12 protein-coding genes are annotated in these 23,940 nt (G+C 74.9%); 3 read left to right on the top strand and 9 right to left on the bottom strand.

From position 1 onward, the window contains the following. Positions 1–35: 35 nt before the first annotated feature. Together DZF91_RS19265 and DZF91_RS19260 are read right to left on the bottom strand one after the other, a co-directional pair. Entirely contained in the window at positions 36–8,213 is an 8,178-nt protein-coding gene (locus DZF91_RS19265; protein ID WP_117358843.1) for a non-ribosomal peptide synthetase/MFS transporter, read from the bottom strand. After that, positions 8,210–13,114, bottom strand: coding sequence for a non-ribosomal peptide synthetase (locus DZF91_RS19260; protein ID WP_117358842.1), 4,905 nt, complete (start codon positions 13,112–13,114; stop codon positions 8,210–8,212). The genes DZF91_RS19265 and DZF91_RS19260 overlap by 4 nt, the downstream gene beginning before the upstream one ends. A 119-nt stretch (positions 13,115–13,233) precedes the next feature. Here DZF91_RS19260 and DZF91_RS19255 point away from each other — a divergent pair, with 119 nt between their 5' ends. Then, on the top strand, positions 13,234–14,817 hold the full coding sequence (locus tag DZF91_RS19255; RefSeq protein WP_117358853.1) for an MBL fold metallo-hydrolase: 1,584 nt from the start codon (positions 13,234–13,236) through the stop codon (positions 14,815–14,817). A 143-nt stretch (positions 14,818–14,960) separates the two neighbouring features. Here DZF91_RS19255 and DZF91_RS19250 read toward each other — a convergent pair whose 3' ends face one another. From DZF91_RS19250 to DZF91_RS19240, 3 genes are all read right to left on the bottom strand, one after another. Next, positions 14,961–15,893 carry an NAD-dependent epimerase/dehydratase family protein gene (locus DZF91_RS19250; protein WP_117358841.1) on the bottom strand — a complete coding sequence of 311 codons (933 nt, stop codon included), beginning with the start codon at positions 15,891–15,893 and terminating at the stop codon, positions 14,961–14,963. A gap of 86 nt (positions 15,894–15,979) precedes the next feature. After that, entirely contained in the window at positions 15,980–16,921 is a 942-nt protein-coding gene (locus tag DZF91_RS19245; RefSeq protein ID WP_117358840.1) for an RNA polymerase sigma-70 factor, read from the bottom strand. A 49-nt stretch (positions 16,922–16,970) separates the two neighbouring features. Beyond that, a complete protein-coding gene (locus DZF91_RS19240) occupies positions 16,971–17,933 on the bottom strand; it encodes an RNA polymerase sigma-70 factor (RefSeq protein WP_117358839.1) in 963 nt (320 codons plus the stop codon). 189 nt (positions 17,934–18,122) lie between these two features. Between DZF91_RS19240 and DZF91_RS19235 the strand changes: the two genes are divergently transcribed. Then, positions 18,123–19,658 (top strand): MFS transporter, encoded by a 1,536-nt coding sequence (locus DZF91_RS19235; RefSeq protein WP_117358838.1) that lies wholly within the window; start codon positions 18,123–18,125, stop codon positions 19,656–19,658. Between the two features lie 130 nt (positions 19,659–19,788). On the opposite strand, the gene DZF91_RS19230 is transcribed toward DZF91_RS19235, so the two are convergent. Continuing rightward, positions 19,789–20,907: a serine hydrolase domain-containing protein gene (locus DZF91_RS19230; RefSeq protein ID WP_117358837.1), complete on the bottom strand. Its 1,119-nt coding sequence runs from the start codon at positions 20,905–20,907 to the stop codon at positions 19,789–19,791. 205 nt (positions 20,908–21,112) lie between these two features. After that, on the bottom strand, positions 21,113–22,003 hold the full coding sequence (locus DZF91_RS19225; protein WP_117358836.1) for a LysR family transcriptional regulator: 891 nt from the start codon (positions 22,001–22,003) through the stop codon (positions 21,113–21,115). Positions 22,004–22,087: 84 nt separating this feature from the next. On the opposite strand from DZF91_RS19225, the gene DZF91_RS19220 reads away from it, so the two are divergent. Further along, positions 22,088–22,696, top strand: coding sequence for an NADH-quinone oxidoreductase subunit B (locus tag DZF91_RS19220; RefSeq protein ID WP_117358835.1), 609 nt, complete (start codon positions 22,088–22,090; stop codon positions 22,694–22,696). Here DZF91_RS19220 and DZF91_RS19215 read toward each other — a convergent pair. Then, positions 22,672–23,130: a dihydrofolate reductase gene (locus DZF91_RS19215; RefSeq protein WP_117358834.1), complete on the bottom strand. Its 459-nt coding sequence runs from the start codon at positions 23,128–23,130 to the stop codon at positions 22,672–22,674. The genes DZF91_RS19220 and DZF91_RS19215 overlap by 25 nt on opposite strands. Then, positions 23,127–23,924 (bottom strand): thymidylate synthase, encoded by a 798-nt coding sequence (locus DZF91_RS19210; protein WP_117358833.1) that lies wholly within the window; start codon positions 23,922–23,924, stop codon positions 23,127–23,129. The genes DZF91_RS19215 and DZF91_RS19210 overlap by 4 nt, the downstream gene beginning before the upstream one ends. Positions 23,925–23,940: the final 16 nt, after the last annotated feature.

Genomic DNA, 23,940 nt, shown 5'->3' with positions numbered 1-23,940 from the left:
GCGCCGTCGTCCGCTGTGCGCGTAACGCCGTACCGTCACGGGCGGTCGGCGCTGAGCGATCTGTCCGCCTCCTCCTGCAGTTCGTCCAGGTCACGGGAGGTCTCCGCGGTGGGCAGCGCGTCCGGCAGCAGATCCTCGATGTGCCGCAGCCGGCGCAGCCGGAGCCCCGCCACGCCCCAGACCGTCAGCAGGACGCCCATCCCGGCCAGCAGCCAGCCGAGCGACGCGGCGCGCCCGGCGCCCGTGGCGGCGCCGACGCCCGCGGCGAGCGGCGCGGTGCTGAGGTAGCCGAGCGGGGTCATGGCCGTCGCGAGCATCTGGTTGGTCGCGAGGACCCGGCCCTGCAGTTCCATCCGCACCTTCAACTGGATGATCGCCAGCCAGTGCGCGTTGATGACGCTGGTCGAGCCCCACCGCAGGGCGAGGCCGAACGCGACCAGCGGGACGACCGCGAGCACGCCCGCGAGCCCGGTGACGACGGTCGCGACGCCCGCGACGGCCACGAAGCCGACCATGCCGTCGGCGAGCCGCCGCATCCCGCCCCAGCGCATCATCAGCAGGCTGCCCAGCACCGCGCCGAGTCCGCCCGCCGCCGTGACGACGCCGAGCTGGACGGCGCCGTCCCGCGCCAGGACCATCGGGGAGACGACCGCGAGGGTGAGGGCGGTGAAGTAGTTGACGCCCATGAAGTAGACCGCCATCACCAGCAGCGGCGGGCGCCGGGTGATGAACCGCCAGCCCCCGGCGAGCGCCGACCGGAACGTCTCCTCCCTGCGGCGGAACATCCGGTCGGGGAAGGGGACGGCCGCCAGCGTCAGCAGGGCGAGGACGAAGGTGCCCACGTCGACCGCGACGACCGTCGGGAGCCCGGCCAGGCCGATGAGCGCTCCGCCGGCCAGCGGCGCGACCAGCGTGCCGAGGCCGAGCCCGGCCTGGGCCAGCGCGTTCGCCTGCGGCAGGTACGGCTTGGGGACGAGCTGCGCGACGGCCGCCAGGTACGCGGGCCGGTGGAAGGCCGACACGACCGACAGCAGGGTCACGATGCCGCAGACCGCCGCGAACGTCAGGCCGTCCCGCCAGAGCAGGACGGCCGCGGCGGCCATGGCCAGCCCGCTCACCCCGTCGCAGGCGAACATCACCCTGCGCCGGTCGTAGCGGTCGGCGACCGCGCCGCCGAGCGGGCCGGCGAGCACCGCCGGCAGCAGCGCCAGCATCGTGACCAGCGCGAAGTCCAGGACGCGCCCGCTGCGCTGGAAGGTCCACACGCCCAGGGCGAAGGAGCTGAGCGAGCTGCCGACCATGGACGCGAGCTGACCCGCCGCCACGATGTGGAATCCGCGCAGTCCGCCCTTGGCCAGCGGCGGGGGCGTCGCCGCGTCCGGGGAGGCCGGACCCGCCTCCGGCGGCGCGGTCTCCCGCGCGGACGCCGGGTCCGCGAGGAAGGAGGCCAGGACCTCGGGCTGGTGGCGCAGGAAGTAGTGCCCCGCCAGCGGGACGACCGCGAGCGAGACGTCCGGGGAGAACGCCTCCCACTCGCGGTAGCGCTCCTGGTAGAGGTCGGTCGCGCCGTCGCTCTCGCCGACGATGACCTGGATCGGCGCCCGCAGCCGCCGGGGGTCGGCGAGGCGGCGGGTGAACCAGTCCTGCGCCTGCCGGGCGTCGTGCCGGATCGCGCGGACGGCGGTCTCCACGGCGGCGCCCTCCAGGTCCTCGGGCAGGCCGCCCATGGACCGGAGCACGTCGCGGTACGCGCGGTCCGACAGCCACCGGTCGGCCGGGAGCCGCCGGTTGAACCACGCGGACAGGCGTCCGGGCAGGCGGGCGGTGGGGAAGCTGCCGCCGACGTGCACGCCGGTCACCTCGACGCCGGTCTCCTCCAGGCGCAGGGCGAGGGCGGTCGCCAGGGCCGAGCCCACGCAGTGGCCGTAGACGGCGATCGGGCCGGTGGTGCGCGTGGCCAGTTCCGCCACGCACTGCTCGACGACCTCCTCCAGCGGACGCATCGGCTCGTCCGGGCGGGCCGGGTCGTGGCCCGGCAGCTCCAGGGCCAGGACCTCGGTGCCCTCGGGCAGCGCCTCGGCCAGCGGCCGGTACACGGCCGCCGAGCCGCCGCCGTAGGGCACGCACACGATCGTGGCCGTCGCCGTCCCCTGCCGCGGGCCGCTCAGCCGGTGCAGGAGCCCGGCCTCGCCGGCCGTGCCGAGCGTGGCGGCCAGCTCCCGGACGGTCGGATGCGTGACCAGGTCGATGACCCGCAGCGCGGGGTCGATCGCCTGGACGGCCTTGACCGCCAGGAACGAGTCGCCGCCCAGGGCGAAGAAGTCGTCGTCGGCTCCGACGCGCTCCAGGTCCAGCAGGTCGGCCCAGATCGCGGCGATCCGCTTCTCCGCCTCCGTCTCCGGCTCGGCGAAGTCGGTCTCGGGCGCGTCCAGGGGCAGGCGCGCGCGGTCCACCTTGCCGTTGGGGTTGAGCGGCAGCTCCGGCAGGAACGTGATCGTCGAGGGGACCATGTAGTCGGGCAGCAGCGAGCGCAGCGCGGCGCGCGCCTCGGCCGCGTCCAGCCCGTCGGCGACCAGCCATGCGGCCAGCCGCCGCGCCGACCCCGTTCCGACGGCCAGGACGGCCGCGGCGGTGACGCCGGGCAGGGTGCGGCAGACGGCCGCGACCTCGCCGGGCTCGACGCGGTAGCCCCTGATCTTCACCTGGTCGTCGATGCGGCCCAGGAACTCGACCACGCCGTCCGGCCGGACGCGCACCCGGTCGCCGGACCGGTAGTACTCCCCGAAGCCGTCCGCGCCGAGGTAGCCGCGCGCGACCTGCGGGCCGCCGATCCACAGCTCGCCCGCCAGGCCGTGCGGCCGGGGGCGCCCGCGGGCGTCGGCGACCACGCACCGCACGCCCGGCAGCGGACGGCCGAGCGGGACGTTCGGGCCGGTCCGCTCCTCCTCCCGCGCGGTGCAGGTCAGCACCGCCACCGTCGTCTCGGTGGGGCCGTAGTGGGCCTGGACCTCCAGCTCCGGCCGCGCCTCGGCGATCAGGTCGACGAGCGTCCACGGCACCGCCTCGCCCGCCAGCACCAGCAGCCGCTCGGGCAGCACCGACGCCAGGTCCCCGTGCGAGGCCAGCAGCTCCAGGTGGCTGGGCACGCACTTGAGGAAGTCCACGCCCCTGATCCGGGCGGCGAACGCCTCCGGGTCGGCGGCGGTGTCGCGGTCGAACAGGTGCAGCGCGCCGCCGGTCGTGAGGGCGCCGAAGACGTTGAGCATCCCCAGGTCGGCGGCGATCGTGGAGACCAGGGCCCAGGACCGGTGCGTCCCGACCCTGGGCAGGACGCCGTCCAGGTAGGCGGCGAAGCCGCCGTGCTCGACCGCCACCCCCTTGGGCGTGCCCGTCGATCCGGACGTGAAGATGACGTACGCGAGGTCGTCCGCCGCTACCTCTCCCGTCCGTTCCTCGCCGCCGGAACCGTCCGCCGCGTCCGTTTCACCCAGTGGGGGGAGGTCGGCGAGGACGACGGGCGCCACGTCCCGGGGGAGGTGCCCGGCGAGGTCGGCGGCCGTGACGGCGACGCGGACGCCCGCCGTCGCGCACATCGCGGCGATGCGGTCGGCGGGCGCGGCGTCGTCCAGGGGGACGAACGCGGCCCGCGCCTTCAGGACGCCGAGCAGCGCGACCGGCAGGTCCCGCGAGCGCGGCAGGAGCACCGCGACCCGGTCGCCCCTCCCGACCCCGGTGGCCCGCAGGTGGGCGGCCAGCGCGCCGGCGCGGCCGTCGAGCTCGGCGTAGGAGTACGTGCCGTCGGACGCGGCGACCGCGGTGGCGTCCGGGGTCGCGGCGGCGCGGCGCTCGATCCGCTCGTGCAGGCCGGTCGGCCCGTCCCCCGGCGACGCGGGCGGTCCGGTGAGGACCGGGTCGGCCCCGGGCTCCAGGACGATCCCGTCCAGCGGCGCGTCCGGCGCCGCGACGAGCTGGGAGAGGACGGCGGTGAAGAACCCCGCGAGCCGGCGGGCCGTGCCGTCGTCGAACAGGTCGCGCCGGTAGGTGAGTCCGCCGCGCAGGCCCGTCCCGTCGTCCTGCACGGTCCAGCTCAGATCGAACCGCGCGGTGGTGGGCAGCGTCTCCAGGGCCTCGACCGCGAGGCCGTCGAAGCCCGTCACGGCGCCCGGCGCCGGGTACAGGTTCAGCAGGACCTGCAGGGGCGGCGGCTCGAACGGCTCGGCGGCGTGCGCGAACGCGTCGAGCACGTCACCGCGGATCCGCCCGAGCAGCGCGCGGCCGGTCGTGGCGCCGTCCAGCCGGGTGCGGACGACGAGGGTGTCCAGCAGGCAGCCGACGACGTCCTCGGCGTCGCGGTGGCGCCGTCCCGCCTCGGGGACGGCCACCGCCACGTCCTCGCCGCCCGAGACGCGGGCGAGCGTGGTCTGCAGCGCCGTGAGCAGCACCATGAAGACGGTCGCTCCGGCGTCGGCCGCCAGGCCCCGCACTCCGGCCACCAGCTCGTCGCCGAGCTCCAGCCGGAGGAAACCCGCTCCGGCGCCGTCCTCCCGCGCGCGGTCGCACGGGAGGTCCAGCTCGGGCGGGAGGTCGGCCAGGTGCTCGGTCCACCACGTGGAGGCCGGACGGCCGTGCTGCCACGCGGCGATGTCGGCGAACCCGACGCCGAGCGGCTCCAGGGAGCGGCCGGAGTAGAGCGCGGCGAGGTCCCGCAGCAGGACGGCCCGGGACCGGGCGTCGCTGGCGATGTGGTGCAGCACCAGGACCAGCACGTGCTCGTCGGGGCCGAGCGCGAGCAGCGTGGCGCGGAACGGCGGTTCGCCGGCCAGCGCGAAGGGACGCGAGGTCAGCTCCGCCAGCCGCGCGTCGAGGTCGTCCACCGGCTCGACCGGGAGCGGGACCTCGGCGGGGTCGTCGGTGATCCCGTGCGGCTCGCCGTCCTGGAGGACGACCCGGGTGCGCAGCATCTCGTGGCGGCGCGCCAGTCCGCTCACCGCCGCCCGCAGCGCCGGGACGTCGAGGTCGCCGCGCAACCGCAGCAGGACCGGCACGTTGTAGGCGGACGACTCGGGGTCCATCTCGGCGGCCAGCCACAGCCGGCGCTGCAGCGGCGTCAGCGGCCAGGGGCCGGTGCCCGCGCGCGGCGGGATCGGCTCCTCGGCGCCGCCGGTCAGCGACTCCAGCTCGCGGGCGAGGTCGGCGAGCACCGGGTGGTCGAACAGTAGCCGCGGCGGCACGGCGGTCCCGGACCGCTCGGCGAACGCCGCCGCCGCCCGGACGGCCGAGAACGAGTCGCCGCCGAAGGCGAAGAAGTCGTCGCCCGGTCCCGCGCCGGGGACGCCGAGCACCTCCTCCCACACCTCGGCCACGAGCAGTTCGGCGGCCGACGACGGGACGCCGGCCGCGCGGACGGCCCGCACCGGGTCCGGCAGCCGGCCCCGGTCGATCTTGCCGTTGACCGTCAGCGGCAGCGCGTCCAGGAAGGTGAACGAGGACGGGACCATGGCGTCCGGCAGCGTGCGCCGCAGCTCCCGCCGCACGGTCGCCTCGTCCGCGCCGGGGGCGACCAGCCAGGCGGCCAGGCCGTCCGGGACGCCCAGCACGACCGCCTCGGCCACGCCGGGCACGGCGCGGCAGGCGGCGGCGACCTCGCCCGGGTCCACCCGGTGGCCGCGCACCTTGACCTGGTCGTCGATCCGGCCCAGGAACTCCACCGTCCCGTCGGGGCGGACGCGCGCCCGGTCGCCCGAGCGGTGCCACTCCCCGCGCGCGACCTGCGGGCCGCCGATCCACAGCTCGCCGGGCACCCCGTGGGGCACCGGACGGCCCGCCGCGTCCGCGACGAAGCAGCTCACGCCCGGGAAGGGGGTGCCGAGCGGCACGTTCGCCGACCCGCGCGCGACGTCCCGCGCGACGCAGCCGAGCACCGAGACGGTCGTCTCGGTCGGTCCGTAGTGGACCTGCACCTCCAGGTCGGGACGCGCCTGGGCGACGCGGTCCACGAGCGTCCACGGGACGGCCTCGCCCGCCAGCACGAGCAGCCGTCCGGGCAGGAGCGAGTCGAGCGGCGCGTGGGCGGCCAGCCCCTCCAGGTGGCTGGGGACGCACTTGAAGGTCTCCACGCCCCGGACGCGCTCGGCGAACACCGCAGGGTCGGTCGACGCGGCCAGCTCCAGCAGGTGGAGTGCGGCGCCCGTGGTCAGGGCTCCGAAGACGTTCATCAGGCCCAGGTCGGCGGCGATCGTGGACACCAGCGCGTACGACGACGAGCCGCCGATCCGGGTCGCCACGGCGTCCAGGTACGCGGTGAGGTTGCCGTGGCTGACGACGACCTGCTTGGGCGTGCCCGTGGAGCCCGACGTGAAGATGACGTAGGCGGGATCGGAGGAGGAGACCGCGACCTCCGTACCGTCCGTGTCCGTGCCCTCCGACTCAGTGTCCTGCGCCGTGCCGTCCGTCGCCGGGACGTCGTCCACCGAGAGGACGGTCGGCCCGGACGGCACGCGGTCCGCGAGGGAGGGGGAGACGACGCAGGTCCCCGTGCCCGACAGCAGCCGGGCGACCCGCGCGGGCGGCGCGGTCTCGTCCACGGGCACGTAGGCGGCGCCCGCCATGAGGACGCCGAGCAGGGCCACCGGAAGGTCACGGGTGCGTTCCATGAGGACGCCGACGTGGTCGCCCCGGCCGACGCCGAGCGCGCGCAGCCGCCCGGCCAGCCGCCGGGAGCGGTCGGCCAGCTCGGCATAGGTGAGGACGCCGTCGGACGCCACCACGGCACGCGCGTCCGGGACGCGGCGGGCCTGGTCGAGGAAGCGCTCGTGGACGGCGCGCGGGTCCCGGGCGGCCGCCGGGGCGGCGAGCACGTGGTCGGCTCCGGGCTCCAGCGGCAGCGACCCGGCGGGCCGGTCCGGATCGGCGGCCAGGCCGCGCAGCAGGGCGGTGAACCAGCCCGCCAGGCGCCGCGCGGTCTCGGTGTCGTACAGGTCGGCGCGGTAGGCGAGGCGACCGCGCAGCTCCGCGCCGTCCTCGATGAACGTCCAGGTCAGCGCGGTCTTCACCGCCGTCATCGGGATCTCGACGAACTCCGCCGACAGCCCGGGGAACCCGCGGGGCGCGGGCGGCGGCGCGACGACGTTGAGGAGCGTGCCGAACAGCGGGCGTCCGGGCGCGACGCGCTCGGCCACCCGGTCGAAGGGGACCTCCGCGTGGCCCACGGCGTCCAGCGCCGCCGCGCGCGCCCGCCGGACCAGCTCGCGGCCGGTCGCGTCCAGGTCGACGCGGTCCCGGACGACGAGGGTCTCGATGAAGCAGCCCATCACCGACTCCAGGTCGGGATGCCGGCGCCCGGCCTCGGGGACCCCCACCGCCACATCGGGGTCGCCGAGCCGGGCCAGCAGCACCTGGAGGGCGGCCAGCAGCACCATGAAGACCGAGCCGCCGCGGGCGAGGTCCCGCACCGCCGCGACCGTCGCCTCGTCCAGGTCGAGGTCGAGTTCCGCGCCGGTCCAGCCCGTGCGCGGCACCGGCGCCAGCACCGGTGCGGGGTCGAGGCCCGCGAGCCGGTCGGTCCACCACTCCAGCGCCCGTTCCGCCGCCGGGGACTCGGCGCGGGCGTCGAGCCAGGCGGCGGCGTCGCCGTACCGCAGCGGCGGCGGGTCGAGCGCGGGGCCGTCGCCCGTCCGGTGCCGGTAGAGCGCGGCCAGCTCGTCCACCAGCAGCGGGAGCGACCCGGCGTCGACCGCCAGGTGGTGGACGACGAGCGCCAGCACGTGGTCCTCGTCGCCGACCCGCAGCAGGGTGGGGCGGAACGGGATCTCCTCGGCGAGGCGGAACGGCCGGTGGACGAGCTCGGTCAGCCGCGCGTCCAGCTCGGCGGCGTCGGCCCGGAGGTGCGCGACCGAGGGCGCGCCGCCCGGGACGGCCCGCGGGCCGTCGTCGCCCGCGACGATCCGCGAGTGCAGCACGTCGTGCCGCGCCGCGAGGTCGGCGAGGGCCGCCTCCAGCGCGGGCACGTCGAGCCGCCCGCGCAGCCGCAGCACGACCGGGACGTTGTACGACGGGTTGTCGGGTTCGGCGGCGCCGGCCAGCCACATCCGGCGCTGCACCGGCGAGAGCCGCCCGTCGCCCGCCCCGCGCGGGATCCCGGCCTCCGGCCGGCGCGCGGCGGCGATGCGGCGGCCGAGCAGTTCACGCACGCGGTCCTGCGAGACCTCGGTCACGCGCCGCCCTCCTGTTCCGCGAGCTGCGCCAGGACGGTCCGCTCCACCTCGGCGGCGTAGTCGGCCAGCACCGGGTGGTCGAACAGCGTCCACACCGGCAGGTCGCACCCCAGCGCCTCGCGCAGCCGCACGGTCGCCCGCGTGGCCAGCAGCGACGTGCCGCCGAGCGCGAAGAACTCGTCGTCCGGGCCGAGGCCGCGCGTCTTCAGCACGGCCTCCCAGACCTCCGCGACGAGTCCGACGAGCGTCCCCTCACCGGTGTCCGACGCCGGACCACCGTCCCCTTCGGATGCCCGCTCCGGCCCCTCGTCCGCGAGGCCGTCGGCGGTGTTGTCGGTGGTGGCGGGGGACAGGGCGCGCCGGTCCAGCTTGCCGCTGATGGTGCGGGGCAGCTCGGCGTGCCTGATCCAGGTCCGGGGGACCATGTAGGCCGGGAGCCGGTCCCGGGCATGGGCCTCCAGCTCGGCGAACAGGGTCTCGTCGGGGATGTGCTCGGGGGCCACCACGTGCGCCCGCAGGGCGGCGTCCGCGCCGGACCCCGCGTTGACCGCCGCGTCGGTGACCGACGGGTGGTCGCGCAGGACGGCGTCGATCTCGTCCAGCTCGATCCGGTAGCCGCGCAGCTTGATCTGGTTGTCGCGGCGGCCCAGGAAGACCAGGACGTGGCCGCCCGACCCGTCCGGCCGCCAGCCGACCCGGTCGCCCGAGCGGTAGACCGTCGAGCCGTCCTCGGCGCGGACGAACGCCGCCGCCGTCAGCTCGGGACGGCCGCGGTAGCCGTCCGCCACGCCCGGTCCGCCCAGCCACAGCTCGCCGGGGACGCCCAGCGGCACCGGCCGCCCGAGCGGGTCGACGACCGACAGCCGCTCGCCGGGGATCGGATGGCCGATCGCGACCTGGGGGCCGTGCGGCGGCGCGGCCACCGGGTGCACCGTGGAGACCACGGTCACCTCCGAGGGGCCGTACACGTTCCACGCGCCCGCCGTCCGCTCGGTGAGCTGCCGGGCGAGCGCCTCGTCCAGGACCTCGCCGCCGATCAGGACGCGCAGGCCGGGACGGCCCGCCCAGCCCTCGGCGACCAGCAGCCGCAGCCGGCTCGGCGTCGCCATGATCAGCGTCGCGCCGACCTCGTCGAGCAGGGCGGCCAGCGCCCGGCCGTCCCGCGCGGTGGCGGAGTCGGCGACGAACAGCCGGCCGCCGACCGACAGCGTCGCCCACAGCTCGAACGAGGACATGTCGAAGACCAGCGGCGCCATCGCGACGACCACCTCGTCCTCGGTCATCCCCGGGTCCATGCGGATCGCCTCCGCGAAGGACGCGATCGCGCGGTGCGGGATCTGGATGCCCTTGGGACGCCCGGTCGAGCCGGAGGTGAAGATGAGGTACGCCAGCCGCGCCGGGTCGGACGCGGGCAGCGGCGCCGGGTCCGACCCGTCGGCGGGCGCCGCCAGCAGCGCCTCGGCGTCGTGCAGCACCAGGTCGGGCAGCGCGTGGCCGCCGAGCACGACCGCATGCCGGATGCCGCAGTCCTCGGCGATCATCGCCAGCCGGCGGGCGGGCAGGTCGGCGTCCATGGCGACGTACGCCGCCCCGGCGCGCAGCACGCCCAGCAGGATCGCGGGCATCCGGTGGTCGCGCGGCAGGCTCACACCGACCGGCTCGCCGGGCTGGATCCCCGCCTCGACCAGCGCGGACGCGACCCGCCCCGACAGCTCGAACAGCTCGCCGTAGGTCAGCGCGCCGCTCGCCGAGGCGACGGCCGGACGCGCCGGGTCGACCCGCAGGATCGCGTCCACGACCGTCTCGTCGCCCGCCAGCGAGGCGCCGGTGCCGAGCGCCCGCAGCCGGTCCCGCTCCTCGGCGGAGACCAGGGCCAGCGAGGAGACCCTGCGTCCGGGGTCGGCGACCGTCTGGGCGAGGGCGTCCAGGAAGGCGTCCGCGACGAGCGCTGCCTCGGCCTCGGTGAACCGGTCGGTCGCGTACTCGGCCACCAGCTCCGGGCCCGCCGCGCCGGTGTTCATCAGCAGGGTGAGCTCGGTGACGGCGCCGCCCAGGTCCAGTTCGCCGACCAGCTCGACGCGGACGTCGCCGGCCCGCGTCACGGGGTCCTCGTCGGGCTGGAACGCCAGCACCACCGGCAGCGGGTTCGCGCCGTGGGCGCGCGGGACCGCCGCGGCGACCGCCGCCGTCAGCCCGTCCCGGTGGCCGAGCGCGCGGGTGATCCGCTCGCCCACCCGGGCGGCGAGGTCGGCGACGCCCGGGTCGTCGGTGAAGTCGGCGCGGACGGGCAGGACCTCGAGGAACGGGCCGACGACGCGGTCCAGGCCGGGCCGGTCGCGGACGGTCGCGGTCAGTCCGAGGGTGGTCTCGGTGTGCCCGGACAGGCCGCCGACGACGGTCGCCAGCGCCGCGAGCTGCACCGCCGCCGGGGTGAGGCCGAGGCGCGCGGCCAGGGCCCGGACGCCGTCCAGCAGCGCGGGGTCCACCGGCAGGGTGATCCGGCGCCCCTGCGGCCCCGGCGCGGAGGCCGGGTCGCCGAGCAGGTCGAAGGGCACCACGGCCCCGGCGAGCTCCGTACGCCAGTAGGGGTCCTCGCCCAGGGCCTCGGCCTCCTCGCGGGCGAGGTCGCCGAACTGCACGGTGGGCGCGGCGGGCGTCCGTCCGGCGAGGTCGGCCGCCAGCTCCTCGCGCAGGACGCGCTCGGACCAGCCGTCGAAGACGATGTGGTCGGTGACCAGCAGCAGATCGGCGGTATCAGGACCGTTCCACGCGCAGATCGCGCGCAGAAGGGGCGTGTCGGCCGTCAGATCGAAGGGCTTCAGTGTGGAGACCAGCCGAGCCACCTCGTCCTCGCGCCGTGCCGTGTCGAGGGACCGCAGGTCGTGTTCGGCGAAGGGGACCGGTGCGGGCGCGCCGATGCGCATGACCGGCTCGCCGTCCAGGACCTCCAGGCGTCCCCGCAGTTCTTCGTGGCGTTCGACGATGCCGTCGAGGGCCGAGCGGAGGGCGGCGGCGGTGACCGGACCGGTCACCCGCAGGCGCAGCCCGATGGTGGTGGCGGGCGTCCCGGGGTCGATCTGCCGCATCGCCCACATCCCGCGCTGGATCTCCGTCAGCGGATGCGTCCCGCCGCGCGACGGGACGTGACCGGCGCTGGAGGCGTCGGACACGTCGGACGCCGGGACCGCGTCGGACGCCGGGGCCGCGTCGGATACCGGGACCGCGTCGGATACCGGGGCGGCGGCGGACACGAGTTCCGCCAGGCCCGCGACCGTCGGCGCGGCCAGGAACTCGTGCAGCCGAACCTGGACGCCGAGTTCGGCGGCGACCTGCGCGACGACGCGCGCGGCGGCCAGGGAGTGTCCGCCCAGGGACGCGAAGCCGTCCTCGGCGCCCACCTCGGGAAGGCCCAGGACGTCGGCGACGATCGCCGCGATCCGGCGCTCGGTGTCGGTCTCGGGGGCCCGTCCTCCCGGTGTGACCGGCGCGGACGGAGCGGGCAGGGCGTCGCGGTCGAGCTTGCCGGCGGGGCCGAGCGGGAGCGCCGGCAGGAGCACGATCCGGTCGGGCACCAGCGCGGCGGGCAGCCGGTCGGCCAGATGCGCGAGCAGGTCCCGCTCGGACGCGTCGGCCACGGCGTAACCGATCAGCCGGTGCGTGCCGTCGGCGTCCGGCACGGCCACCACCGCCGCCTCCGCCACGGCCGGGTGCGCGGTGAGCGCGTGCTCGACCTCGCCCGGCTCCACGCGGTGCCCGCGGACCTTCACCTGGGCGTCGGAGCGCCCGGCGAACCAGAAGACGCCGTCCTCGAAGCGCGCGAGGTCGCCGGTCCGGTAGGCCCGGCCGAGGTCCGGCAGCTCGGTGAAGCCGCCGGGGTCCGCGCCGAGGTAGCCGCGGGCCAGGACCGGCCCGGCCACCACCAGCTCGCCCGTCTCGCCGGGCGCGACCTCGCGCCCCGAGGCGTCCCGGACGCTGACGACAGCGCCGGCGACCGGCCGTCCGATCGGCACCGGGTTCTCCCCGGGCGTCACCTCGTGCACCAGGCACTGCGTGGTGCACTCGGTCGGGCCGTAGCAGTTGAAGAAGCGGATGCCGGGCGCCGCCGCGGCGTACCGCGCGACCAGGTCGCCGGGCAGGGTCTCGCCGCCGGAGTAGACCAGCCGCAGCGAGGCGGGCAGCGGCCCGGAGCGCAGCAGCGCGGCCAGCACCGACGGCGGTCCGCCGAGCGCCGTGACCTCGTCCGCGGCGGGCAGCGCGGGCAGGGCGAGCAGGTCGTCGGCGAGGACGACCGTCCCGCCGTGGACCAGCGGCCCGAAGATCTCCATCACCGACGGGTCGAACCCGATCGAGGTGGCCGCCAGCCACCCGCCGAGCCCGTCTGCCCACGCCTCGCCCAGCCAGGCGAGCAGGTTCATCGCGCTGCGGTGCTCGACGGTGACGCCCTTGGGCTTGCCCGTGGAACCGGAGGTGTAGATGACGTACGCGGGGGAACCGGGGAGGACGGGCACCGCGGGATCGTCCGACGGTCCGCCGGCCTCCACGGGCACCGGCGAGGCCCCGGCGGGGACCCGTCCGGCCAGGGAGGGGAGGGTGACGACGTGACGCAGGCCGCTGTCCGCGGCCACGTACGCCAGCCGGTCGGCCGGGTGTGCGGGGTCGAGCGGCACGTAGGAGGCGCCGCTCTTGAGCGTGCCGAGGAGCGCGGGCACCAGGTCGGCGCCCCGGTCCATGAGCACCCCGACGGCCTCCCCGGGCCGGACGCCGTGCGCCAGCAGCGTGTGGGCGATCCGGTTGGACCGCAGTTCCAGCTCCTCGTAGGTGACGCGCAGATCTCCCGCCACCACGGCGACCCGGCCGGGGTTCCGCCTGGCCTGCGCCGTAACCGCCTGCTGAATGTTCACGGCAGCCGACTCTAAGCAGATCGGCGGAAATGGGAAGTGGTCGCACCATATCTTCCCTATAAAGGCGGTATATACGGGCGGAAGGGCTTTTATAGCGGCGATCGCGATTCTTGGCGGCCATGAACACTGAAGAGCTCTTCCTCCGGCCGAACGTCATCATCGAGCCGCTGGTCGACGGGTTCTCCGCGTGGTTCCACTCGGTGGCGCCCGTCCAGGCCGCGATGAACCTCGCGTTCCTGCAGGTGCCGCTTCTGGAGTCCTATCTGGAATCCCCCTCGACGCACGCCGAGGCGAGCCGGAACCCGGCCCTGCGCGGCGGGTACTTCGTCAACATCGACGAGGACCGCGCCGACGAGGTCGCCGCGCTGCTGGAGGCCGTCCGCCGCGACCGCGCCCCCATGCTGCGCTTCGCCGAGGCCGTGGCCGAGGCCGAGGACCTGCTGCGCGACAACGCCGCCGGCTACGACCTGACCCCCCTGTACGCCAAGCTCCCTCCGGAGCTGGCCGGCCTCGTCGAGCTCGTCTACGACACCGACAACCAGGCGTCGCTGCGGTTCCTGGAACCGCTGGTGTACCGCAGCCCGGCGTTCACCGAGGACCGCCAGTCGGTGCAGCTGTCCATCGAGCCGGGCACCGAGCGGCCCTTCGTCCTGAGCACCCCGCGCCTGTCCTCGCCCGACGTCCTCGACCTGCGGATCCCGTTCCGGCACAAGGGCCTGGACGCCCTGTTCGGCGCCCGCCTGCGGCCGACCACACTCGCCGCCCTGCGCGAAGCGCTCGAACTGGACGACGCGGGGACCGCGCAGCTGACCGGGCTCCTCACGGACGCGCCGTCCCAGGCCCCCGACCGGCACATCGAGGGCGGCGGACGCATCCGCTACCTCGGCCACGCCTGCGTGCTGATGCAGACGCCCGAGGCGGCGATCCTGACCGACCCGTTCATCAGCGCCGACAGCACGGCCACCGACCGCTACACGCTCGCCGACCTGCCCGACCGCATCGACCTGGTGCTCCTCACCCACGGCCACCAGGACCACGTGGTGCTGGAGACCCTCCTCCAGCTGCGCGGACGGGTGGACGCGGTCGTCGTGCCCCGCTCGTCCGGCGGCGGGCTGGCCGACCCGTCCCTCAAGCTGTACCTCTCGTCCCTGGGCTTCCCCGTCGTGGAGGTCGACTCGTTCGACGAGGTGCCCTTCCCCGGCGGACGCGTGACCGCCACCCCGTTCCTCGGCGAGCACGCCGACCTGGACATCCGCGCCAAGTCCACCTACTGGGTCGAGCTCGCGGGCCGGAAGGTCTTCATCGGCGCGGACTCGTCCGGCGTGGACCCGATGCTCTACCGGCACATCCGCGGCCACCTCGGCAAGGTGGACGTCGCGTTCGTCGGCATGGAGTGCGACGGCGCGCCCCTGACCTGGCTCTACCAGGCCCTGCTGACCAAGCCCGTCCCGCGCCAGATGAACGTGTCCCGCAAGCTGTCCGGATCGGACGCGGCCCAGGCCGCCGCCATCGTCACCGAACTGGGCGCCGACGAGGCGTACGTCTACGCGATGGGCGAGGAGCCGTGGCTCGGCCACGTCATGGCCACCAGCTACAACGAGGACTCCTACCAGCTCAAGCAGATCGCGAAGTTCGAGACCTGGTGCGAGGAGAACGGGGTCCGCTCCGAGCACCTGTACGGCCGGCGCGAGTGGCGCTGGTGACCCTCCGTCCCGGCCCGCCGCGCTGAACGCGGGCCGGCGCGCGGAAGGAACAGCCCGAAGGGCGGCCGTCCCAACCGGACGGCCGCCCTTCGCCGGGTTCCCGCCACGCCGAACCCCGCGCGCACCGGGCTCGGACGGTCACCTCACGCGACCTTGAGCCCCTCGCGCCAGGACGGGTGGGCCGGCTTCCAGCCCAGCACGCGCTTGGCCTTGGCGTTGGACGCGCCGCGCAGCTCGGTCATGAGCACGACGCCCGCCTCGCCCGCGGCCAGCCGCCCGACGAACCGGGGCACCCGCATCGGCTTCCTGGCCCCCAGCATCGCCGCCAGCTCCGGCAGCCACTCGGCGACCGGCGCCGGGTCGTCGTCCACGATGTTGTAGACCCCGCGTCCGCCCTTCTCCACCGCCGCGACCGTCGCCTCGGCGGCGTCGGCGACGTGCACGAACGACCACACCCCGCCGCCGTCCCCGACGACCGGGAACCTGCGCTTGCGGATCATCTCGAGCTGCTCCGACCCCGGCGCCATGGACGTGCCCGGGCCGTAGAACGCGCCGTACCGCAGCACGATCCCCTCCGTCCAGGTGGCGTCCAGCACGGCCTTCTCCAGGTGCCGGACCGCGGCGATCATCGAGGCCATCGGGGCGACCGGCGCGCGGTCCAGGGGGTCGCTCTCGGTCTTGACCGGCCCGCCGGTCCGCTCGTAGGTGAACGCGCCGTTGCTCTGGGCGATGAAGCGCCGCACGCCGGCGGCGCGCGCCGCCGCGAGCAGGTTGTCGTTGCCCTCGGTCCGCAGCCGGTCGGTGGGGGCGAAGCTGCGCTCGAAGTGGCGGGTGTCGATGTGCCCGATGGCCGTCAGCTGGTTGATGACCACGTCGGGCGCCGCCTGGCGCACGGCCGCCTCCACCTGCGCCCGGTCCAGCGCGTCGGCGACGACCGGCACCGCTCCCCACTGCGCGGCCTTCGCCTTGCCGGCCTCGCCGCGCACCATCGCGAACACCTCGTGCCCCACCTCGACCAGCCGCGGCACCAGCTCCGTGCCCATCGCCCCGGTCGCTCCCGCCACCAGCACCTTCATCGTCGGCTCCTTCGCTGTCCGGTTCGGATTCGCACCTTGAACCGGACGGCCCGCCGATTCCTGACAGGTCTTGGGCGTGACCTGCGTCACACGACGACCAGGGGCTCCCCGTGGTCGGCCGCCGCCCACAGCTCGCTCGCGCGTTCCAGCTTGTCGGGGTTCGCCTGGGTGCGGCAGGCGGTGATGCCCTCGGCGGTCACCTCCAGGCACATGACGGCGACGACCCGCCCGTCCACGACGGCCACGACGGCGGGCCCGTCGTTGGCCGTCCAGAGGTACACCCCGGACGCCCCGCCGACGAGGGCGTGCTTGGCCTCGCTCGGCGTGAACAGCGACTTGACGAACCTCGCGACCGCCGCCGCCCCCTCGAACGGCGTGGTGCGCGCCGGCACCTTCCCGCCGCCGTCGCCGACGGAGAAGGCGTCGTCGGTGAGCAGGCGCACGAGCTCGTCGGTGCGCCCGCTGGAGGCGGCGGCGATGAACTCCTCGACGACCCGCCGGGCGGCCTTCGCGTCGATGTCGCCGCGCGCCTTCCCGGACGCGACGTGCTTCTTCGCCCGGTGGAGGAGCTGCTGGCTGGCGGACTCGGTGATGTCCAGGATCTCGGCGATCTCCCGGTGCCCGTAGTCGAACGCCTCCCGCAGCACGTACACGGCCCGCTCGTTGGGGGACAGCCGCTCCATCAGGGTGAGGACCGCGTACGAGACCGACTCGCGCTGCTCGGCGGTGTCGGCCGGGCCGAGCATCGGGTCGCCCGCGAGCAGGGGCTCGGGCAGCCACCGCCCCACGTAGGTCTCACGCCGCGCCCGCGCCGAGGTGAGCTGGTTGAGGCACAGGTTGGTGAGCACCTTCGTCAGCCAGGCCTCGGGCACCTCGACGCGCTCGACGTCGGCGTCCTGCCAGCGCAGGAACGTCTCCTGGACGGCGTCCTCCGCCTCCTGCGCCGAGCCGAGCAGCCGGTAGGCGATGGCCGCCAGCCGGGGCCGCGCCATCTCGAACCGGTCGACGTCATCCAGCGTCAGGGGCATGACCTGATCATAGGCTCCCGCCCGCTCTCCGACCCGGCGGCCCGGTCGTTCAGCGGCTCAGCAGGGTCTCTCGCTCCACGTGCGACAGCTTCTCGGGATTGCGGACGTGGTAGGCCCCGGTCACCAGGCCGTCCTCGACCCGCACCGCCACCACGCCGTCGATCTCGCCGTCCACCCGGACGAGCAGTCCGGGGCCGCCGTTGATCTGGACCGGCTCGGCCGTCCTGGCCGCGTCCCGCCGCCACCAGCGGCCGGCCAGCAGCCGTGCCACCTTCGCCGCGCCCACCACGGGCCGCAGCAGGGCGTGCCTCACCCCGCCGCCGTCGCTCAGCGCGACGACGTCCGGCGCGAGGATGTCCAGCAGGCTCTGCAGCTCCCCGGTCTCGACCGCCCGCTGGAACGCCGCCAGCGCCGCCCGGCTCTCGGCCGGGGACGCGACGGCGCGCGACCGGCGCGCGGAGACGTGCGCCCGCGCCCGGTAGGCGAGCTGGCGGACCGCCGCCGGACTTCTGCCGACCGCTTCGGCGATCTCGTCGTAGTCCAGCTCGAACACCTCGCGCAGCACGAACACCGCCCGCTCGGTCGGCTGCAGCGTCTCCAGCACCATCAGCATCGCCATCGAGACGCTCTCGGCCAGTTCGACGTCGTCGGCGACGTCCGGCGCGGTCAGCAGCGGCTCGGGCAGCCACGGCCCGACGTACGACTCCTTGCGGCGGCCGAGCGCGCGCAGCCGGTCCAGGGCCTGGCGGGTCACGATCCGCACGAGGTAGGCGCGCTCGTCCCGGACCGTGCCGGGTTCGACGTCCACCCAGCGCAGCCACGTCTCCTGGAGGACGTCCTCGGCGTCGGCGGCCGATCCGAGCATCTCGTAGGCCACCGTGAACAGCAGGTTGCGGTGCAGGACGAACGCCCCGGTCGCCGCGTCCACCCCCTCCCCGGAGGTGACGGCCGCGGAGCCCGCGTGCTCGAGCGGTCCGGCCGTGTCGGCGCCGCGTTCGCTGCCCTCGGTCATCTCTGTTTCCCGCCTGTCGGTTCGGCCACTGCCGCACACAAGACGTCGGGCCGGGCGGGGTCATAACACTCGCCATCAGTGACCTACATCACACGTTCGTCCTGTTATGGGACGCGGTGCGCCGACGTCTTGTGGTCGACCGCGGGCCGCGCGACCGCACCGAACCACCCGAACGGAAGGCAGGCCACCATGTCCCACCCGGAACGTCCCGTCGCCCCGGACGCGGAGCCGTCACCGCCGTCCGACCCGCGCCGCTGGTGGGGGCTGGGAGTCATCGCCCTCGCCCAGCTGATCGTCGTGCTGGACATGACCATCGTCAACATCGCCCTGCCGTCCGCCCAGCGCGACCTCGGCCTGACCGACGGCAACCGGCAGTGGGCCGTCACCGCCTACACCCTCGCCTTCGGCGGCCTGCTGCTGCTCGGCGGACGCCTCGGCGACCTGTTCGGACGCAAGCGCAGCTTCATCGTCGGCCTCATCGGCTTCGCCGGGGCCTCCGCGCTCGGCGGCGCCGCGACCGGCCCCGGCACGCTGTTCGCGGCCCGCGCCCTCCAGGGCGTCTTCGCCGCGCTGCTCGCGCCCGCCGCCCTGTCCCTGATGACCACGACCTTCACCGACCCGCGCGAGCGCGGCAAGGCGTTCGGCGTGTTCGGCGCGATCGCCGGCGCCGGCAGCGCCATCGGGATGCTGCTCGGCGGACTGCTGACCGAGTACCTCGACTGGCGCTGGTGCCTCTACGTGAACGTCCCGGTGGCCGCCCTCGCGGTGGCCGGCGCGGTCGTGCTGCTGAAGGACCCCGGCCGCAGGACCGGCGCCCAGCTGGACGTCCTCGGCGCGGTGCTCGGCTCGGCCGGGGTGCTGTCCATCGTCTACGGCTTCAGCGAGGCCGAGTCCCGCGACTGGAGCGACCCGCTGGTGCTGGCCCTGCTGGCCGGAGGACCGGTCCTGCTCGGGCTCTTCGCCCTGTGGCAGACCCGCGCCCGGACGCCGCTGCTGCCCCTGCACGTCGTCCGGGACCGGCAGCGGGCGGGCGCATACCTGACCATGGCCCTGATCACCATCGCCATGTTCGGCGTCTTCCTCTTCCTGACCTACTACCTCCAGGGCATCAAGGGCTGGTCACCGCTGCGGACCGGCGTGGCCTACCTGCCCATGACCGTCTCCATGGTCGTCGGTTCCACGCAGATCTCCGCCCGGCTGCTGCACCGGGTCCCGCCCCGCGTCCTGATCATGCCCGGCCTGACCCTGGCCGCCGGCGGCCTGGCCTTCCTGGCGTCCATGGACGTCGACGCCACCTACCTCGGCCACGTCCTGCCCGGCATCTGCATGATGGGCCTCGGCATGGGCGCCACCTTCATGGCGGCCATCTCCACGGCCACCGCGCGCGTCGCCCCGCACGAGCAGGGCGCCGCCTCGGCGACCCTCAACACCATGCAGCAGGTGGGCGGCTCGGTCGGGACCGCGCTGCTCAACACCATCGCGGCGAGCGCCACCACCGGCTGGCTCACCGACCACCGGATCGACCTCTCCCAGCGGACGCCGCAGGTGAAGGCGGCGCTGGCCGAGGCGACGGTCCACGGGTTCTCCGTCGCGACCTGGACGTCCGGGGGGATCCTGCTCCTGGCCGCGGCCGTCGCGGGCGTCTTCCTGAACGCCAAGGCCCCTGCGCGGAAGACCGCCGCACCGGACGACGAGGCCGTCCCCACCCCCGTCCACGCGGCCTGACCCCTGGTCAACGACGCCCGCGTCCGCCCGGCCGCCGCCCCCGCGAGCGGCGGCCGGTCGGACGGCGTCGTGCGGGGAGGGGCGCGGTGGCCCCTCCCCGCACCCGGTCAGGGACGGATCGGCGGCCGTGTCACCCGTCGGTGACCGCCGCGCTGATGAGCGCCTTGATGTAGGGGAGGTCGTCGCCCGCCCCGGTCGGGTTCAGGGAGTACACCACCCGGTGCCGCAGGTCGCGGGTGGCGAAGACTCCGTTGTCCCAGCCGGGGCGCGAACCGGTCTTGCCCCAGACCTCCTGACCGCTCGGAAGCCGGTAGCGCATGAGCCCGCCGATGCTGTAGCAGGCCATCCCTCCCGGGCAGTTCGTGTTCTCCGTTCCCCCGGCCACGTTCGGCACCCGGAAGACCAGCTTCTGCTGGGCGGGCGGGAGCAGCCGGCCCCGGAACAGCGCGGTGGTGAAGCGGTCCATGTCGGCGGTGGTCGAGATCATGCCGCCCTCGGCCCACGGGTAGGGGCTCTGCTCGGTCACGTCCTGGCCGTCCACGTACACCTCCGCGTGCGGCGAGGGGATCACCGTGTCCTCGGGGGCGGGCAGCAGGGTGTGCCGCAGACGCAGCGGCCGGAGGATCCTGCGCTTCAGCTCGCCGGTGAAGGAGTGCCCAGTGACCTTCTCCACGATGAGGCCCAGCACCAGGGAGTTGAGCCCGTTGTACTGCTGCACCGGGTCGGTCCCGGGACCCGCGCCGGGGGCCTCGGCGAACGATCTGCGCAGGAGTTCCGCGGGGGACACCGACCGGAGCTGCCAGCCCGGACCGTCCTGCGGACCCGGAGTCGCGGCGGGTTTGGGGAGGCCGCTGGTGTGGTCGAGGAACTGGCGGACGGTCACCCCGCCGTACGCCTCGGGCAGCACGTCGGGGACGTACTTCCGCGCCGGTGCCTCCAGGCCGATCCGGTGCTCCGCCACGAGCTGGAGCACCACCGTGTTGGTGAACATCTTGGTGACGCTTCCGATCCGGAAGTACGCGTCCCGGGGGACCGGACCGGCGGTCGCCTCCACCCCGTCCCTCCTGACCAGCGCTCCCGCGACGACGGCGTCGGGTAGGCGGTCGAGGATGTCCTGGACGGACGGTGGCCCGGCCGACCGGGCCTGGGACATCCTCGGCGAGGGGGAGGCGGAGGCGGGCAGGACCGCCGCGCTGACGGCGAGGGCGCAGCCGAGGGCGACGGGGACGGCGGTGCGACGGGTTCGCATGGGTTCTCCGGAACGGCTCGATCGGATCATTGACGGCGTCAACCCTCCTGCGACCGGCGGCCCCTCGCCCATCGGGGATGACCCTGATCATGACCCTGAAGCACCCCGAGACCCCCTCGGGGAGGCGCCCGGACGTCCAGGCGCCCGGACGACCAGGCGCCCGGACGTCCAGGCGCCCGGACGGCCGGGCGGGTCGGCTACGGCCTCATCCGCCCAGGTCCCCGGCGGCCTCGGCGAAGTCGTGGACCAGCGCCTCGTCCGCGGCGGCGGGCCAGACCGGGGCGCAGACCATCGGGGGGAGGCCGGACACGGGCACCGTGACGACGTGCGGGTTGTCCGGGCGCACGGAGGCGATCGTCAGGTGGATCACGTCCCCCTCGGCCACCAGCATGACCGCCTCCTCCAGGGCCGCGGACCGGTGCCGGGGCACGCGGCGCAGCGGGGTGCCGCCGGGCGTGACGGGCGGTATCCAGAGGTCGGCCAGGTCGGGCGGCATGTTGCTCGGGTACAGCAGGTCGTGGCCGGCCAGCTCCTCGACATCGACGGCGAGGCGCCGCGCCAGCGGATGGCCGGCCGCCAGCAGGGCCGCCCGCTCCTCGCGGTGCCACGCCCGGCCGACGTGGAAGCCCTTGGCCTCCATCGGCGCGGGGTCGCTGGGAAGCCAGCCGACGAACACGTCCACCGGCCAGTCGTCCGCCCACCGGAACGGCTCGGTGTTGGGGTGCGCGGAACGCACCACCGCGCAGGACGGGTGGGACGCCTCGAAGGCCTGGATCCCCTCCTCGACCACGCCCGTGGGCAGGCTGGTCGCGACCCCCACGCGCAGGACCCTGGTCCCGGCGGCACGGCGTGCCTCGTCGAGGGCCCGCTCCATCCGCTCGTGGGCGGGCGCGAGGTCGGCGAGCAGCCGCTCGCCCAGCGGGGTCAGCCGCACCCGCCTGGTCGTCCGCTCGAACAGCGGGGCGCCGACCCGGCGCTCCAGCGCGCGCACCGCCTGGCTCACCCGGGGCGCCGACACGTGCAGCCGGTCGGCCGCGCGGCCGAAGTGCAGTTCGCGGGCGACCTCCAGGAACGCCTCGATCTCGCGCATCTCCATGCGCCCATTGTGTCGCCGGACGAAACGATCATGGCGGAACCGGTGATAGATCACGGTCCCCCGCGCGACCAGCCTGGAAGCACTATGGGACTCGAAGAACACCTCCCCGGCGACTTCCTGCTGACGACCGTCGAGACCATGGCCGGGCTGGCGCGCAAGTCGTCGGTGTGGCCGATGACCTTCGGCCTGGCCTGCTGCGGCATGGAGCTCATGGCGGTCGGCGACCCCCGCCACGACTTCGCGCGGTTCGGCATGGAACGCGCGTCCGCCACGCCCCGCCAGGCCGACCTCATGGTCGTCGCCGGACGCGTGAGCCAGAAGATGGCGCCGGTCCTGCGGCGGCTCCACGACCAGATGGCCGCGCCCAAGTGGGTGATCGCGATGGGCGTGTGCGCGTCCTCCGGCGGGATGTTCAACAACTACGCCGTGGTGCAGGGCGTCGACCACATCGTGCCGGTCGACATCTACCTGCCCGGCTGCCCGCCCCGTCCGGAGATGCTGCTGGACGCCATCGTCAAGCTGCACGACAAGATCGAGAACACGAAGCTCGGCCGCCACCGGGAGGCGGAGATCGCCGAGCTGGAGCGGGCCCGCCGCACCCGGCTGCCACTGGTCAACCCGGAGACCGGCACAGGTTCCGCCTCCGGCGCAGGTCCGGGCTCTGGAGCTCAGCCCCAGGTGAGGAACCGGTAGTGGAGCCCGGTGGACGACTCCTGCCACGGCCCGACGGAGTCGGGGGAGCGGCCCACGTCCGGCGCGTAGGTGTCGCCGTCGAACGACTCGCGGATCTCGGTGACCACGATCCGGTCCGCCAGCGGCAGCGCCGCCCGGTACACGGCCGCTCCGCCGATCACCCACACGTCCCCGGTCGCGGCGGCGAGCGCCCGCTCCAGGTCGGGGAACGTCTCCGCGCCCTCCTGCGGCGTGCGCGACAGCACCAGGTTGCGCCTGCCCGGCAGCGGCCGGAACCGCGGCGGCAGCGACTCCCACGTCCGGCGGCCCATCAGCACCGTCGCGCCCGCGGTCAGGGTGCGGAAGTGCTTCATGTCCTCCGGCAGGCGCCACGGCAGCGTGCCGTCACGGCCGATGACGCCGTCGGCGGCCTGCGCCCAGACGAGCCCGATCACACCGCCACCGGCGCCTTGATCCCGGGATGCGGGTCGTACCCGTCGAGCGTGAAGTGCTCGTAGGTGTAGTCGAAGAGGCTGTCGGCCGGCTTCAGGTTCAGCGTCGGGAACGGCCTGGCCTCCCGCGCGAGCTGCGTGCGGACCTGCTCCTCGTGGTTGTCGTAGATGTGGCAGTCGCCGCCGGTCCAGATGAAGTCGCCGACGCCGAGGCCGACCTGCTGGGCGATCATGTGCGTGAGCAGCGCGTAGCTGGCGATGTTGAAGGGGACGCCGAGGAACAGGTCCGCGCTGCGCTGGTACAGCTGGCAGGACAGCTCGCCGTCCGCGACGTGGAACTGGAAGAACGCGTGGCACGGCGGCAGCGCCATCCGCGGGATGTCGGCGACGTTCCACGCGGACACGATGATCCGCCGGGAGTCCGGGTTCTCCCGCAGCGTGCGCAGGACCTCGCCGATCTGGTCGACGTGCCCGCCGTCCGGGGTGGGCCACGACCGCCACTGCACCCCGTAGACCGGGCCGAGGTCGCCGTCCGGCGCCGCCCACTCGTCCCAGATCGTGACGCCGTTCTCCTGGAGCCACCCGACGTTCGAGTCGCCGCGCAGGAACCACAGCAGCTCGTAGGCGATCGAGCGGAAGTGGACCTTCTTCGTGGTGATCAGCGGGAAGCCGTCCGAGAGCCGGTAGCGCAGCTGGTGCCCGAAGACCGACCGCGTCCCCGTGCCTGTGCGGTCCTCCTTGCGGGTCCCCGTGGAGAGCACATGGCGGAGCAGGTCTTCATATTGCGTATCCGGCATGCTCCGAGTCTAGCCA

Origin of the sequence: Actinomadura logoneensis, from assembly GCF_003428695.1 — a bacterium.
In the GTDB taxonomy this organism is placed as follows: Bacteria; Actinomycetota; Actinomycetes; order Streptosporangiales; family Streptosporangiaceae; genus Spirillospora; species Spirillospora logoneensis.
This window is presented reverse-complemented; position numbering and strand designations above follow the sequence as displayed.

Excerpts from the sequence above, each read along its gene's own strand:
- DZF91_RS19255 (WP_117358853.1), top strand. The coding sequence starts at position 13,234 with ATGAACACTGAAGAGCTCTTCCTCCGGCCGAACGTCATCATCGAGCCG.
- DZF91_RS19250 (WP_117358841.1), bottom strand. The coding sequence starts at position 15,893 with ATGAAGGTGCTGGTGGCGGGAGCGACCGGGGCGATGGGCACGGAGCTG.
- DZF91_RS19245 (WP_117358840.1), bottom strand. The coding sequence starts at position 16,921 with ATGCCCCTGACGCTGGATGACGTCGACCGGTTCGAGATGGCGCGGCCC.
- DZF91_RS19240 (WP_117358839.1), bottom strand. The coding sequence starts at position 17,933 with ATGACCGAGGGCAGCGAACGCGGCGCCGACACGGCCGGACCGCTCGAG.
- DZF91_RS19235 (WP_117358838.1), top strand. The coding sequence starts at position 18,123 with ATGTCCCACCCGGAACGTCCCGTCGCCCCGGACGCGGAGCCGTCACCG.
- DZF91_RS19230 (WP_117358837.1), bottom strand. The coding sequence starts at position 20,907 with ATGCGAACCCGTCGCACCGCCGTCCCCGTCGCCCTCGGCTGCGCCCTC.
- DZF91_RS19225 (WP_117358836.1), bottom strand. The coding sequence starts at position 22,003 with ATGGAGATGCGCGAGATCGAGGCGTTCCTGGAGGTCGCCCGCGAACTG.
- DZF91_RS19220 (WP_117358835.1), top strand. The coding sequence starts at position 22,088 with ATGGGACTCGAAGAACACCTCCCCGGCGACTTCCTGCTGACGACCGTC.
- DZF91_RS19210 (WP_117358833.1), bottom strand. The coding sequence starts at position 23,924 with ATGCCGGATACGCAATATGAAGACCTGCTCCGCCATGTGCTCTCCACG.